This is a genomic window from Verrucomicrobium sp. 3C (genome assembly GCF_000379365.1).
In the GTDB taxonomy this organism is placed as follows: Bacteria; Verrucomicrobiota; Verrucomicrobiia; order Methylacidiphilales; family Methylacidiphilaceae; genus Methylacidimicrobium.
In genome coordinates this window covers 69,554-83,357 of sequence record NZ_KB901875.1, presented here as the reverse complement: position 1 = coordinate 83,357, position 13,804 = coordinate 69,554, and the positions used below count along the sequence as shown (strand labels likewise).

Below are 13,804 nucleotides of genomic sequence, written 5' to 3'. Positions count from 1 at the left end.
TCCATTGCGGGTGTTATGCGCCGATCCGATCAGCGCATACATGTGACATGAAAAGCTTTCGAAGTTGGCTCGTAGCGGTGGCGCTTTGCGCGATGCTGTGGAGCGCTTGCGCGCAACAGGCGGTGGATTTCGTCGGAAACGCGGCATACTGGACTGCCGCGATGTTCTCTTCGCTCGGGGCGATGCAGCTGAGCATGGGCAGCAAGCTGGGCGAGCATACCGCCGTCATGAAGCGCCTGAAGGAAGGCGCCCATAAAACGGCGCTCTCGCTCAACAAGGCTGCCGGATCTGGAGCCGGCACTCTCGGCACAACGGTGTCGAACGCGCCAAACAGCACCGTTACGCCTCTCACGGGGCGATACGGCACGCCGATGAGATCTCCGGTGACAGGCGTGGCGGCGCCAGGCGGTGGAGCGAGCGCAACCGGCATCACCGGCATCAACGGCCTACCGATCTCCACCAACAGCGTCCTGCCATCGTTGGTTACGATGCTGCCGATGGAACTATTGGGAGCCGTGCCGATGCTCGCATCGAGTTACTCCTCCCAGCCGACATCCGGAGCCAATCAGGAGCAGATGGCGGCAAATCTAGGAACGACGCCAGTCGGCACGCCAGTTGGCGACGGAGCTTACGTGCGAGGGATGACGCCATCGGATGTTGCCTACATGACAGCCGTTCATTCGGGATCGCCGCAGGCGATGCAGGAGTTCTACGCCTCAAGCTCGGCGAATTCGTCGATGATTTATCATCCTTTGACGGGCACTCCCGTTCCGATTGACGCCTTAAACGGCTCTGCATCGTCAACGGCTGGAACTCCGACCTCCGCACCATCCTCATCATCAACGACTGGCACGCCGAGTGCCTCTATTCGCCGCATTCGTTCCGGTCCCATGGCTCTCTTTGAGAGACTGCTGCTATCCGTGGGAAAATTGCCGCTGGCCTGGGTGTCCACGGCTCACGCCCAAGCAACGACATCGCCATCCTATGCCGCCGCCGTCATGGGTTTGCCGGCAGGCGGAACGCCGTCGAACATGGTGCTGGTCACGGGGTTGTCCGCCTCCGAGATGGCCAAATACCAGAACTACATGTCGGAATCGAACGCCGCAATCACGGCGAACATGGCCCAATCCGCAGCCAACACGCAGACGATCGGATATCTGCAGGAAGCATTCGCGCAACTGACTGCAATGAATACGGATCTGAATGGGCTGAGAGAGAGTCTAAGCGAAACAAACGCGATTCCGAGCGTCTTGTCGGCCCAACGCAACGTGCAGAACGCGCAGATCGCGGTGAATGCGGATATCAACAGGACGCAGAACTACCTGAACACCAACAACCAGACTTTGCACGGCCTTCTTGTCCAGAGGAACGACGAATACAACAAATACGCCGACCTCTCTCAGGCGGAAGCCGGCAGCAAGCAAGTGGCCATCCTGACCGCATTGAGTCAAGCGGCTAGCCAGAACGGAGCTGGAGGCGTCACGGCGACGCCGGAACTCGTCAACACCGGAATAGTCCCTCCATCGACACCCGCCAACTGAATCCGGAAGCATTCACATGACAGCGATAACCCTGCTTAGAAAACTCCGTCCCAAGCCGATCAGTTTCCGACCGAACCGGGACCAGACGCCGGTCGATTTCGCGAATGTTCTGCCCTACGCCGGAGACCCGGTGGATGGCACGCTGATCGACAAGTTCGGCGGCGTGCATGCGTTCTTCGACGTGCGCTTTCCACACCCGGAAGCAATGTCAATGGAAGGCGTTGAACGCCTCTTCGACCAGATTTCCCAAGTCTACTGCCGCCTTCCGCAAGGCATCGTACAAGTTGCCTATCACTGGGTCGCCAATGGGGACTTCGAAGAAGAGCTGCGTTCCGCCGAAGGCTACCCGAACGCCGTTCCCAGCCTGCGGCGGGACGCTCTAGCCAGGATTCGGACACGGATCGCCGGACGCAAGCTCACTTCTGTCAGCTTGATCTGCGTCCTGTGCGCTCGTCCCGAGCGGCCGGAGGATCAGCGTCCGGCCTGGCAACGGAAGCTCTCGGCCAGCGCAAGCGACTACGTGATCCCACGCAAGATCAGCCAGACTGAGTGGCGACGGGCCGTCGACGCCATCGATACAGCGGAGCCGGTGCTTCGCGAGATGATTCGGAGCGTCCACGGCGAAATCCGGCGGATGAACATGGAAGAGCTAGCCTCTCACCTCTACAGACTGCTTAACCCGGATCTGGCGATCGATTATCGAGTTCCATTCCCTGGCGGATCATTCCTCTCCAGTTTCCTCTGTTCCCCGGTACAACTCCTGCCGGACTCGATCCGCTGGGGGGAATATTACCATGGAATGGTCGCTCTGGCTCAATTGCCCAGGCGAACGAGACCGACTGACGCCGATTTCCTGGCCAGTCAGATTCCCTTCCGCGATTACCGGATCACCGCCATCGTCCGCCGCCGGAACAACGCGCAAGCCGCCGCCGAGTTGCTCGACGAGATCTCCAAGCAGGAGGCATTGGCTCCCGTGTTTGGACGTGGATGGCTCGACACGATCCTGGGAGCCGGTTTCGACCAGGATATCGTCGAGAAAATGGAGCGGACCAAGCGAATCGAGGGCAACCCGGAATATCGTGCCAGGATCGACGAGGCGAAGGCCTTGCACAAGGACATCCTTTCCGGCCGGGAGGAAGCGGTCGTCGTGCAATGGACCGTTCATCTTTGGCATCGAGACCTGGCGGAACTGCGCAAGCGGCGCTCGATCGTCCTGGCGATTCTCGGCAACGTCTGCCAGGCCAAGGGATGGAGCTACGGCCCGGACGGGCTGATTCAGATCTTTGTCTCATCCCTTCCGGGCGTCTACGCACCGCTGGTCTACACTCACCGCTGCCCCAGCCGGGTTGCCGGGGATTTGACGCCCAGCGCCCGGGGATTGCGGAGCGGAGAGCGGGCGGTATCGGTCTTTGAAGCCGGTGGCGGTCTCATAGCTTTGGATCCCTACTCCCGGGAGAACGTTGCCGCCCCGATTCATGGGGTCTCAGGGCAGACTGGCGCCGGAAAAAGCGTTCTCCTGGGCAAGCTCGCCCTGGACGCACACCAGCGGGACGGGACGATGGTGATCCTGGAACGCGGCTGGAGCTACGAGGCTCTTGTCGGTCTCCTGGGCGGACAGACCATCCGATTCGACCACAACCACCCGGTTCGCCTCAATCCGCTGGAGGCGTTTTCCCCCGATGGACGGGTGATCGAGCCCGATTCCGCCACCATCGCCACGGTCGAGCAAGCGGTGATTGCCCTGCTTGCGGCAGCCGGAAGCGCTCCGCAAGGTTCCGAGGAACAACTCAGGCTCAACTCCTGTCTCAAACAGACATTCGCCGATGCCGCAACGCGTGAAAAACATGCGGAACTGTCCGATTTGCACAGGAAGCTCCGCGCGGTTTCGGGAGGAGAACGGCTCGCATCCGGACTTCGCTTGTTCACGCGCGAAGGCTCGCATGGGGCGTGGTTCGACGGGCCGACCGAGCTCTCCATTCGATCGAAGGTGGTGTATTTCGATGTGGACGGCCTGGTGCGGGCGCAGGACCTGCAGGACCCGACCAGGGACATGACGTTGAGCAAGGCCTACGTGTCCCTTCTGGCGATGCTCGCGCGCAAGCTCCTGCTCGCCAGAAACCAATCCTCCAAGATCCTGCTGTTCGGGGAATTCTGGTCCTTTCTCAACGATCCGACGCTCTCGGCGTTGATCCTGGAAGCAATGAAAACCTACCGGAAGGAAGGCGTGGCGGTATTCGCCGAAACACAATCGCTACGCGACTTACGGAGGAACGAATCGGTGGGCGTGGCGGTCGAGCAGAGCGTGCATACTTGGTTTCTGCTCGAACAAGGGCCGATGCCGGAGATCGAGGAAGCCGCGAAGTTCTTGGCTCTCTGGGACGGTGAGCGCGAAATCCTGCAAAGTCTCCGCTCCGGATCGGGAACGGATCCAGACGGAGAACCCAACCTGTACCGGGAAGCTCTTCTCGTCCGCGGAACGGGTACAGACAGGCTATCGGGCCGAATCAGGATCAGGCTTGAGCCCGAGGAGCGGTGGCTTCTGACGACGAACACAAACGAGCGGAAGTTACGCCAAGAAGTAATCGCCGAATTCGGAGGGGACGTGGAGCGCGCGATTCGAGCGCTGGCGGTCAAATATCCATGCGGACAATCGTCCTGATCGCTTATTGCTTCTTGGTGGCCGCAGCCGCCGATCTTCTGGCCGATCCGGACACTCGCATTGCCGGGATCGAGGGAGATCCAATACTCGCCAAGTCTGGTGGCGCGGCCACGGTCCTTCAATGGCTCATCCGTGAGGGCCGAAGCAGCGATTACCTCTCCCAGTCGCTTTTCGCTCAGACGGTACGCGAGGAGATTCTGGAGCGTCCGGAACGGATTGCGGGAGCGATACAAGGCGGAGACGCCTCATTCGCCCTGGCCCTCGAACAGGCGTTTTGGAGCGTGGGCGTTCCGGAAAAGGAGGCCCATGCCGAAGTCGAAAACCTCGCCAACGGCAATGCGACGAAATACCTGTCGGCCGCCGCATCCAACCCGCGGATGTCGGTCTCCCTGCTGGGCTGGTGGGTCGAAGCGACGCCGGAAAGGTGTTTGACCGAGAGGGCTCTGCTGCTCGGGAGGGCGCCGAAGTCTCTCGCCGAGGCCGCCGCCGCGGCGGCCCGGGCGCGCCCGCCCGGGAAAGACGAACCTCCGCAGCAACGCTGGGAGGAGGCCGCCAAGATCGCCTCGCGAGGAGGCTCCTACTCCACCGCCCTCGCTCGTTACGGCCGGTCGACCGACTGGAAGCCGGCATGGGAAATCATTCTCGATCGCTTGCGCGCGGATCTCGCCGCCGATCCGGCTTACGGCGCCGAGCTCGTCCGGAGAGTTTCCTCTTGGGACGGACCGTATCGGTCGGCGGTAAAGCTGCTGGCGGACGCGCTCAGTAGCGACGGAGGAGGTGAATGGGCGGGGACATATTTCGCTCTAGGCTTCACCGGCAAGCTTTGGGGACGGCCCCGGTGGCTGTGGGAAGAAGTGGCGCCGGGTAGATCGCCTGTGCAAGCGGAAGTCTTCAAGGCGGCTCCCATTGTCGACAACTGGCTGCTGGCCGGTAAGTTGCGACTCGCCGACTGGTTGCTGTACGATTTGGGCCGGCCAGCGGAAACGGCGGGACTCGCCGCGCGCGAGGCGCTGTCCAGAACGCTGGTCGAAAGCCCGGAAGCCGCGGCAATGGCGTTGCGCGGAGTCTGGCAGGCTGGAGCGTCCTGGGAGGAAGCATGGCTGGATAGCCCATGGTGGTGGTCGGATCCTGCGGTATCGCACACCACGCCGGCCGAGCTGCGCCGGAAGTTGAATGCGGGACATTTGGGACAGGACGAGCTGCTCGGATTCGGAGCCGCGCTCGGCCGGTATCTACGGACTAGCGACGTGTGCTGGAGCGGTCTGATCGAGGCGGACCAGGAACTACTCCGCCGTCTACTCTCCGATGCCTACGCCAGGGAGCCTGGCTACGCTGGCGTCTGGGCCAAGGAGCTGGTAGGCAACGATCCCGAGCTCCTCGAGATCTTTGCTTCCGCTCCCGTCCTTCGCGGAGTGGTCCGACGCGAGGAGGTCTGGTCTTGGTGCAAGAGCGCGGCGGAGGACCTTGCGGCAAGCGACGCGAAAGCCAGTCTCCCGCCGGCGGGCACTCCCGGGGAGCAATTCCGCACCGCCTTCGGCCAGTGGGCATTTGCCGACGGATGGCCTGCGGTTCTAGGCCGATTGCGGCAGGAGGCCAGGCGCGCGGCGGTCTTGCGGAAGCTCATGGCGGCTCGTTGGAAGGCGAGACCCGAGGCTTTCCTGTCATTCTACGGGCGGATCCTTACCCTGCCCGCGGCATCGGGGCTGGCCGAGCGCAGCGCGGACGAGTTGTCCGGCACCGACGCGCCGGTCACGATTCTTCGGGCGCTGGACGCATGGAACATTCCTACCGCATCGGTCCTGACCGGGGTCTGGAGCCGCTACCTTTCGGATCCCGCGATCTTGGCTGACCTTTACCGCTCGCTGGCCGAGGCGGGCCCTCATTCGCCGCTGCATTCGATTGCGGTGCCCGCGTGCAAGGAACTCGATAACCGAGGCTGGCGACTGCCTCAAGGATCGCTCGATCCGGTCGAGGGGATCTCGGTTAGGCGGGAACTGTTTGCCTCCGCTCCGAAACCTGGATCGGAACTCTGGAAGTCGATGGTCGCCGTGATTGCCTACGGCAACGGCTGGCAACCGCTGGCCGGCTGGATTCTCGCTTCGCCGGAAAGAGTGGTTGCCTTCCGGTTGGCGTTGAGGACGGTTATGCGGGCAGATCCTGGTATTCCAGGCGCGCTGGCGTCCGCGGTTCGGACACCTGGAGACCCGGCGCTTGCCAGACGGCTGGATCGGATCCTGGAGCAGCTCGTCGATGTCGTGCTATCCGACAGGACGCTTTGGGAGGCGTTGGTCTCTGACCACACTGGCGGCCTGCGGGCAATGCTACAGCAGCGAGTGGCGGAGGAATAGGAGAGCCACGGAGCAGGAATCGTGTCCCCGCCCCGCAACGCAAGCATGTTACGTCAAAACGACGTACTATTCTCTAGATGTTGGGGTTCGCATGATTACATTCTGGAAAATCGCCGTCCGTTGTTGCTCGGGCGTGCGGTGCTTCGGGTGGTTGTGGCAAACTGGAAAGCCGAGGTAAAAGTATGAGAATCACCCTGTACAAAAATGTGACGACTACGCCGGCGATCCGCACGGCGATTCTGGCGGGCAAAGGGCAGCGATTACGAGTTGGCGAGGCAGTTTCGCGTGACTCGGCAGACGATTCGCCGGTGGCGGAAGCGGGATAACGCCCGCGGACGCCAGCCACACGCCGCATCATCTTCCGACGACACTCAATGCGGGACAGGAAGAGCTGGTGATCTACTTGCGCACGCAGCTCCTGCTGCCGCTTAGAGGCCACGCTTCAGAGGTTGGGAGAAGCCGGGATGAGCCCCATCCCTCAATGAAAAGTCTGCTCCCTCCACCCACTCCGTACAGGGAAGAACCGCCATGCCTCTCTTAATGTGTTATTGTAGCAACTAGTCGATCCGCATAGTCAGCTGGCTATGAGGCGCGGCGCAATTGTCAGTTTGAATTGATGCGATCGTTGTGCAATTACTTCTATTTCGAACCCTGAACAACGGCAATTTGCTCGTGTGCTTTTTTTCTAAACTCAAAAGGTGCGGCTATGTTAGGATAAGGATCTTTCGTGCCACCCGTACCACCAAACGTGATGGAACCAAACCCCAGAATCCTGCCCAAAATTCCCTGGTTCACTTGAATGCCTTCAACCTGATTAAGCAACACCTCTGTTGATCTTCTGCGGATAAAGCCAGCTTTCGCGATAAGGCGTTTATTTGTTATTCCAAATTCGGATGTCCTGTACTGAATAAATGAATCAATAGCTGAAATTAGTGCGATCAGAATAAATAGGACGCCAACGCTAGACGTAGTGCTATTGCCACCGAAAACAAAAAACATGATAGCAACGATAAACCAAATTATTGGCCGAAGAAATATTACCCAATGCAACTTGCCGAGATAAACCAAGTTCTCACCATTCATAAGATTTTTATCAATATAGCTCATAATCTTCCTTCTGCTTGTGGTTTGCTCTTAAGACATTGCGTAGAAGTAGCCGGCCTGCACGGCTTTTCGCGCTGGTCCGGTCGACTGCCGGGTTCAGCATCATGGCGCTTGCGGCTCGCGCTTCGGCCAAATGATCTTGGGGAGGTTTCAAGTTTCAAGTGCAACGGCACCGTATAACTCTTTGATGTGCTGAAGCATGGCTTCGTCTGGTGCTGGAAAGCCCAGTGATTACCCGGGCCGATTATTGAGTTCTTCGGCAACGTGGGTCAAGTAGCGTTGCGAGCATGGACAGGTTGGTATCTTTGGTGGAATACTGCCGCGGCAGCCCGTTGAGATTCTCGTTCGTGGGTCGTTGCCAAGGACCCGAGCCATCCGCTGGGTCTTCCTCGCCATCCAGCGCACAAAGACCGCGGCGGCCCGCCCGCAGCTTCCTCCACGGGCTGGCCATAGCGGCACCCGTGAAAATCCGAACCATCCTTATCGATAACGGCAAGGAGTGCACCGATCGGGTCTTCGGCCAAGAACCCAAGGATGCCACTGGATCCCATGAGTTCGACGCGCTCTGCCAAGCATTGGGCATCGAGCACCGCCTGACCAAGCCGAAAACGCCTCGCACCAATGGCATGGTGGAGGGCTTCAACGGAAGACTGGCGCAGATCCTACGTACTCATCACTTCCCAAGCTCCCTCGACCTAAAAACCACGCTCCACCGCTACGCTTGGCTCTACAACGAGCACCTCCCTCAAAAATCGCTCAATCATCAAACCCCGCTTCAGGCCCTAAAAACATGGCAACAATCCCATCCGCAGCTCTTCCAAAAAACAGTACGTAATCATCCGGGACCTGACACCTAGCCGAGGCGGCCAAGCGTTTCCCCAAGGGCGTGATCTGCCTCATTTCGGCGCTCGCCTTTCATGGGCTCACGGATCAGCTTCCTAAGAAAGTGTGGATCGCGATCGGCCGGAACGACTGGACGCTAAAACCGGGCGACATGCCGATCCGCGTGCTGCGTTTCTCGGACGAGCTACTCGCCGAGAGCGTCGAGACCCATCTGATCGAAGGCGTATCGGTCAAGGTATTCGGCGTGGCGAAGACGACCGCAGACTGCTTCCGGCATCGCGGCAAGATCGGTCTCGCCGTCGCCCTCGAAGGCCTTCAGGAAACTCTGCGTCGTCGGAAAGCCACGCCGGCCGAGATCGCCAGGGCGGCGGAAACGGGCGGGGTCGGAACCGTGATCCGTCCCTATCTAGCGGTATTGACCGCCAATGGGTAAGGCGATCAAGAACGTCGGCGCCTCGGTGCGTGCGCGCCTGCTCAACCTATCCAAGGCCAACGGGCAGAGCTTCGATCTGGTGCTCACGCGCTTCGCTCTGGAGCGCCTTCTGTTCCGGCTGAGCCGGTCAGTCTACGCCGATCGCTTCGTGTTGAAAGGCGCCATGCTGATGACGAGCTGGTTCGGCAATCCGCAGCGCGGGACGCGCGATCTCGATCTGCTGGGCTTCGGCGACCTGAGCGAAGACGCGATGCTGGCGGCATTCCGGGATAAGCAGCGGACGGATCCCCTCAGCGGCAGGGAAAAGGCCGGAGGCATGAGTCGGTGATTGGTGGATCGGAGCCGAATCTGTCGCGAAGATGGTCCCGCTGAGCCCCGGGCCACTTGGGCGGGAATCCCGGCTGGTTGCAAGACCGGGATTGAGGATCTGTTCTAGACATATAATGGCGAACATTTGACAATATCCAATGTTTACCTCGCTAAAACTACGAATGTCTCCGCAGCTTGCGAAGCACGGAGCTTGGAGCAAGCTCGATGGCAGGCCGTACCAAGAAGACCGATGTCGGGATCGAGCTGGTTCGGCTCCTCGCGGCCGAGGGGGATAGGATCTTCTCGACGGATCGGGCTCGCCAGTTGGCATCTAGAGTCGGGCTCAAGGACGCCTATCTTTGCGAGTCACTCTATCATCTCCGGCGCAACGGCTGGATCGTCTCGCTCCGCCGGGGGTTGTACGCGCTTTCGCCCGCGATCCCCGGCGTCGCGCCCCTCCACGAGTTCGAGATCGCCATGGCGTTGGTCGAGCCGGCGGCCATTTCGCACTGGTCGGCGCTGCACTACCACCGCCTGACGGAGCAAGGTCCCAGGAAGGTGTTCGTCCTCACGACCACCGAGGCCTCGGTTCCGCGCATGCGGGGAGCTAAGGCCAAGCGGCGCGGCCAGGGCTATCACGTCGGCGATACGACCTACCAGTTCGTTCGGGTAAAGCCCGAGAGATTCTTCGGAACGGAGAAGGTGTGGGTCGACCAGACGCGAGTGACGATCACCGATCCCGAGCGCACGTTGCTCGACTGCCTCTCCATGCCTCAGTACTGCGGAGACTTCGCCGAGGTGCTGCACGCCTTCGAGGCCCGCGGCGCCGACCTCGATCTCGAGCGGATCATCGAGTATTCGCTCAAGCTCGACGCGGCAACGCCCAAGCGCCTCGGTTGGGTGCTCGAACGGCAGGGATTGGATTTCTCGAAGCTCGAACGGCTGGGCGCGTGTCCAATCAAGGGCTACCGAAACCTCGATCCGAGTGGGCCGCGCAAGGGATCGACCAATGCACGCTGGATGATCCAGGAGAACCTTCCCGGGAAGGTAATGGCATGAGGCCCCTCCGCACACGACTAGAGGAAGCCCGCAAGCGCCTCGGTCTCCCCTGGGATGTTCTCGAGCGGGATTACCTGCTCTCATGGATGCTGGCCGGTATCGGTACGGTCGAGTGGCTCCGGGAGACGCTCGTCTTCAAGGGTGGGACGGCGCTCAAGAAGTGCTACTTCGGCGACTATCGCTTTTCCGAGGATCTCGATTTTTCCGGGCTGGAGGGTGTCCCCACAGGCGAAGCGATGGAGCGCGCCGTCCGGGAAGCCTGCGTCGCCGCGTCGACGTTGTTGAACGAATACGCTCCGGTGGAGATCGTCTGCGAGCGCTACACGGAAAAGGATCCGCACCCGGGAGGCCGGGTGGCCTTCACGATTCGCGCGCGCTTCCCTTGGCAGCGGCAGCCGCAGAACCGCGTCATGATCGAGACGGCTGTGGATGAGAAGCCAAGGATCGGCAGCGCACTCGCGCTAAGTAGCGCAGCTGGTAAGGGCGACTGGAGAATGAACGGGAACGAGGTTATGATTAGGCAAATAAAGGGACGTGCTGAACGTCGGCCGGTGCCAAGGCCGCCGCATAACGGGAGAAAGCCAATGCTCGAAGAACAAGTCCCGGCCGATCACAATAAATCCGTCGTCGCCGCCTTTGGTTGCCCCTCCCTCCGCTTCGGGCAATCCTCTGCGGGGATGTCGCGGAATCGGAGCTGGCGGGACCGCTCAGCGGCCTGATGGCGGCAGTTCATTTCTTCGATTTTGTTGAACTTAGCGCCGGCCGAATATCGGTGAGATCAAAGTCGTTCCCGACATAGAGCAATGGCGCCGAATGTTGTTTGGCCAGGGCATAGGCGAAGCAATCGCCAAAGTTCAATCCGCCGCGCGTGCCGAATCCCCGGCCGTAATCGATCCTCGCCTTCATCGCCGCGCGCGTCAGACGATCGTCGACCGGGGCGATGTCGATGCGGAAGTCGGTCAGGAAAACGTCCAGATCGGCAATCGCCTCGCGACGGTTTCCGCTTCTGATCCTGCCCGCCATGACCGTTCCGGCTTCGACGTAGTTCACCGCCGAAATGAGACGTGCACCCTCCTTTTGAAGGGCCGTCATACAACCGGAGGCTTCCGCCTCATCGAATAGGATTGCGATGATGGCGGATGAATCCACGACAATCATCGAGAAAAGCCGAGTTCTTCGGGCGTGTCTCCGACAGCTTCGTCCCATTCCCGTTTCGTGACCGGGCGACGATCGTAGCTGTCGACTCGTTCGCGCACGAATGCCTTCATGCGCGCAACGTAATCGCCCTTCGCCTGCTGCTCGGCGCGCAGCCGTTCCAGCCGCTCGCGCATGGCTTTGGTGATGGCCTCGGTCATGGTTTCGCCGGTCAGGCGGGACAACTCCCGCGCCAACCTGTCGGCTTCCTCGGACTTGATGCTGAGGCCCATGGCGACACTTTCTAGAACAAGCTTCTAGATATAACCGGGGATGACCTGAATTCAAACGCAAAGCTCGTTTCCAGGCGACTTCATCCATCTGTTTCTTGGCCAGCCCAGCTGCGACGGATCTGCTGGCGGGGGGAACGATGGCCGAGGCACGAGCCGGTGAAGCCTTTCGGCCGAGCCACGTTCGGCTCCGGCCGGTTGCGTCCCGCGAAACGGCCGCTTAGAACAGATCCGTCGTGGCCGCCTTCGGCTGCTCCTCGACACGATCCGGGCAATCCTCCTTGGGTATGTCGCAGAACCGGCATTCCTCGAAGGAGGGCGACTTCACCGGCGCAGACTCCTTCGCCAGCAACGCCATCGTCGACTGGAACTTCGGCATGAGCGGATCCTCCTTGCCCTGGAAAAGAACTTCCGTGGCGGTCCCGTCGGCGTAGAGGACGGTGCCGGCCTTCGGCTTGGGGAGCTTCTTGTAGGACCACTCGACCAGATGCGGCAGGCAGACCAGGTAAATCCAGACCTGCATCGAGTCCGAATGCCGCTGCTTGCCGGTCTTGGCGTCCCAGACGCGGACCTCGCCGTCGCGGAAAGCCACGATGTCGGGCTTCCCGCCGATGGTGCCCGATCGGCCCTGCAGGTTGAAGCTGTTCTCGGACTCGAGCTTCACCTCCCAACCCTGGTCGCGCAGGGACTCCGCCTGCTTCTGGACGAGCGCCGTGTGATCGGCGGTCCATCGGGCCAGGTCGAAGGAGGACGGAAGCTTCGCGTAGCGGTAGTTCGCCCGCAGCCAGTAGGCGAAGAGGCAATTGGCATCGCCGGCCATGACCTTGGCCGCCCAGGTAGCCCAGACATATGGGGAGGGACGCCGCTCCATGACGATTACTCTATGGCTTCCAATGCGCCGTTACAATACGGATGAGTAAGTCGTGCCACGCATTCCTGAGAACAAGCCGGTAGGGCAACTGGGAGGGAAGGACGGTGAGGGGTCCCATGGGTTCAACTGCCAGCCTCCGCAAGCGACCCTGCAGCGGCTTATTCTGGTCCTCGGTCGCCTCGTCCGGCCCGGGGCGGCGCGCAGGATCCCCTCCGGCATCTGCACGGGGAGGCCACTTTCGTTTCACAAACTTCGTTTCTCGGGCAGACGAATCGAAAATCTCGTGTTTTTGCTATCGCCGGGATATTTTGGCAGAACGCCGAAACCGACCAGACCACGAATGTCTTGCTCGGATGTCGATAGAGAGCACTTGGCCAGCGTCGCCCACTTCCTCGCCGTCAAGCGACCCTTGAAACCGTCCAGGTAGCGATTGAGGACGGCCTTCTGCCTTCTTTCGTTGAGTGGAGCGCCAGCGTGCTGCATCCAGAACCGCGCCCTTGTTCAAGACACGGGAGTGAATCTCTTGGGCGCCATCCACCGCCCGGGAAAAGCAGTCGAGAAACCAGAAGAGCCAACGGGTCGCGTCCAGTCCACCCCTGTCCGCGCGCTCCAAGGCCGCGTAGTACGCCTTCCGTTCTTTTAGGATCTGGCCGGATAGGCTGTAGAACCGCTTGTCCGAGCTCTCCGAGCGGGCCAATACCATGTCCGTGAGCGTTCTCGCGATCCGCCCGTCGCCGTCCTCGAACGGGTGGATCATCACGAACCAGAGATGGGCCAAGCCCGCCTTCAGGATCCGGTCGATGGGTTGCTCGCGGTTGAACCAGTCGAGAAACCGCTCCATTTCCTTGGGAACCCGTGATGCCGGCGGAGCCTGAAAGTGGATTTTCTCCCTCCCGAGGGGTCCGGAAACGATGACCATGGGCCATCTCGCGTCGTCGCGCCATGCGCTCGTCCTGATCCGATACATGCCGGAATAACCGCCCGGGAACAAAGCCCCATGCCAGCCGAACAACCGCTCTTCCGTGAGGGGAGCCTGATAGTTTTTCGCTGCATCCAAAGCGATCTCGGCGGCGCCTTCGGCCCGCCGATCGTGCCGCGCTGAAGCCTCGAGACCGAGTCGCCTCGCCACGTGGGAGCGGACCGCTTTCTTGTCGAGTTTCTCGCCCTCGATCTGGCTGTTGCTGACGATCTCTTCGGTGGTTGCCAACGCCTG

At 60.8% G+C, this 13,804-nt stretch carries 12 protein-coding genes and 3 pseudogenes; 9 read left to right on the top strand and 6 right to left on the bottom strand.

What is annotated here, in order from left to right; translation table 11 throughout:
- Positions 1 to 47 precede the first annotated feature (47 nt).
- From A37A_RS0100555 to A37A_RS20965, 4 genes are all read left to right on the top strand, one after another.
- A complete protein-coding gene (locus tag A37A_RS0100555; RefSeq protein ID WP_155996372.1) occupies positions 48 to 1,541 on the top strand; it encodes a hypothetical protein in 1,494 nt (497 codons plus the stop codon).
- Positions 1,542 to 1,557: 16 nt separating this feature from the next.
- Positions 1,558 to 4,200 (top strand): VirB4 family type IV secretion system protein, encoded by a 2,643-nt coding sequence (locus A37A_RS0100550; protein WP_018289605.1) that lies wholly within the window; start codon positions 1,558 to 1,560, stop codon positions 4,198 to 4,200.
- Complete coding sequence (locus A37A_RS0100545) at positions 4,182 to 6,548, top strand: hypothetical protein (protein WP_018289604.1); 2,367 nt, start codon at positions 4,182 to 4,184, stop codon at positions 6,546 to 6,548. Before A37A_RS0100550 ends, A37A_RS0100545 begins: the two co-directional genes overlap by 19 nt.
- A 182-nt stretch (positions 6,549 to 6,730) precedes the next feature.
- Entirely contained in the window at positions 6,731 to 6,874 is a 144-nt protein-coding gene (locus A37A_RS20965) for a hypothetical protein (protein ID WP_231363705.1), read from the top strand.
- 313 nt (positions 6,875 to 7,187) lie between these two features.
- Here A37A_RS20965 and A37A_RS0100540 read toward each other — a convergent pair whose 3' ends face one another.
- Entirely contained in the window at positions 7,188 to 7,655 is a 468-nt protein-coding gene (locus A37A_RS0100540) for a PH domain-containing protein (protein ID WP_020493819.1), read from the bottom strand.
- A 147-nt stretch (positions 7,656 to 7,802) separates the two neighbouring features.
- A pseudogene (locus A37A_RS20960) lies at positions 7,803 to 8,016 on the bottom strand (IS30 family transposase); the annotation flags it as partial.
- 262 nt (positions 8,017 to 8,278) lie between these two features.
- Between A37A_RS20960 and A37A_RS21950 the strand changes: the two are divergent.
- The 5 genes and pseudogenes from A37A_RS21950 to A37A_RS17860 all read left to right on the top strand — a co-directional run bounded on the left by A37A_RS21950 (position 8,279) and on the right by A37A_RS17860 (position 11,015).
- On the top strand, positions 8,279 to 8,509 hold the full coding sequence (locus A37A_RS21950) for a hypothetical protein (protein WP_343122727.1): 231 nt from the start codon (positions 8,279 to 8,281) through the stop codon (positions 8,507 to 8,509).
- Positions 8,506 to 8,928: pseudogene (locus A37A_RS14835) on the top strand (transcriptional regulator); the annotation flags it as partial. The gene A37A_RS21950 and the pseudogene A37A_RS14835, both read left to right, overlap by 4 nt.
- Positions 8,921 to 9,199, top strand: a pseudogene (locus A37A_RS14830) (nucleotidyl transferase AbiEii/AbiGii toxin family protein); the annotation flags it as partial. The pseudogenes A37A_RS14835 and A37A_RS14830, both read left to right, overlap by 8 nt.
- Before the next feature lie 263 nt (positions 9,200 to 9,462).
- Positions 9,463 to 10,296, top strand: a complete 834-nt coding sequence (locus tag A37A_RS0100515) for a type IV toxin-antitoxin system AbiEi family antitoxin (protein WP_018289599.1) — start codon at positions 9,463 to 9,465, stop codon at positions 10,294 to 10,296.
- Positions 10,293 to 11,015, top strand: a complete 723-nt coding sequence (locus tag A37A_RS17860) for a nucleotidyl transferase AbiEii/AbiGii toxin family protein (protein WP_018289598.1) — start codon at positions 10,293 to 10,295, stop codon at positions 11,013 to 11,015. Before A37A_RS0100515 ends, A37A_RS17860 begins: the two co-directional genes overlap by 4 nt.
- A gap of 10 nt (positions 11,016 to 11,025) precedes the next feature.
- Here the strand turns inward: A37A_RS17860 and A37A_RS14820 are convergent, their stop codons facing one another.
- The 4 genes from A37A_RS14820 to A37A_RS14810 form a co-directional block, all read right to left on the bottom strand.
- Positions 11,026 to 11,454 carry a type II toxin-antitoxin system VapC family toxin gene (locus A37A_RS14820; RefSeq protein ID WP_018289597.1) on the bottom strand — a complete coding sequence of 143 codons (429 nt, stop codon included), beginning with the start codon at positions 11,452 to 11,454 and terminating at the stop codon, positions 11,026 to 11,028.
- Positions 11,451 to 11,723: a type II toxin-antitoxin system VapB family antitoxin gene (locus tag A37A_RS0100500; protein ID WP_018289596.1), complete on the bottom strand. Its 273-nt coding sequence runs from the start codon at positions 11,721 to 11,723 to the stop codon at positions 11,451 to 11,453. The genes A37A_RS14820 and A37A_RS0100500 overlap by 4 nt, the downstream gene beginning before the upstream one ends.
- Before the next feature lie 217 nt (positions 11,724 to 11,940).
- Entirely contained in the window at positions 11,941 to 12,591 is a 651-nt protein-coding gene (locus tag A37A_RS17855; RefSeq protein ID WP_018289595.1) for a PD-(D/E)XK nuclease family protein, read from the bottom strand.
- A 292-nt stretch (positions 12,592 to 12,883) separates the two neighbouring features.
- Entirely contained in the window at positions 12,884 to 13,798 is a 915-nt protein-coding gene (locus A37A_RS14810) for a Fic family protein (RefSeq protein WP_255324839.1), read from the bottom strand.
- Between the last annotated feature and the right edge of the window lie 6 nt (positions 13,799 to 13,804).

Coding starts and splice junctions, on each gene's coding strand:
- A37A_RS0100515 (WP_018289599.1), top strand. CDS start 9,463: ATGGCAGGCCGTACCAAGAAGACCGATGTCGGGATCGAGCTGGTTCGG.
- A37A_RS20965 (WP_231363705.1), top strand. CDS start 6,731: ATGAGAATCACCCTGTACAAAAATGTGACGACTACGCCGGCGATCCGC.
- A37A_RS0100550 (WP_018289605.1), top strand. CDS start 1,558: ATGACAGCGATAACCCTGCTTAGAAAACTCCGTCCCAAGCCGATCAGT.
- A37A_RS0100500 (WP_018289596.1), bottom strand. CDS start 11,723: ATGGGCCTCAGCATCAAGTCCGAGGAAGCCGACAGGTTGGCGCGGGAG.
- A37A_RS21950 (WP_343122727.1), top strand. CDS start 8,279: ATGGTGGAGGGCTTCAACGGAAGACTGGCGCAGATCCTACGTACTCAT.
- A37A_RS0100555 (WP_155996372.1), top strand. CDS start 48: ATGAAAAGCTTTCGAAGTTGGCTCGTAGCGGTGGCGCTTTGCGCGATG.
- A37A_RS0100540 (WP_020493819.1), bottom strand. CDS start 7,655: ATGAGCTATATTGATAAAAATCTTATGAATGGTGAGAACTTGGTTTAT.
- A37A_RS14820 (WP_018289597.1), bottom strand. CDS start 11,454: ATGATTGTCGTGGATTCATCCGCCATCATCGCAATCCTATTCGATGAG.
- A37A_RS17855 (WP_018289595.1), bottom strand. CDS start 12,591: ATGGAGCGGCGTCCCTCCCCATATGTCTGGGCTACCTGGGCGGCCAAG.
- A37A_RS17860 (WP_018289598.1), top strand. CDS start 10,293: ATGAGGCCCCTCCGCACACGACTAGAGGAAGCCCGCAAGCGCCTCGGT.
- A37A_RS0100545 (WP_018289604.1), top strand. CDS start 4,182: ATGCGGACAATCGTCCTGATCGCTTATTGCTTCTTGGTGGCCGCAGCC.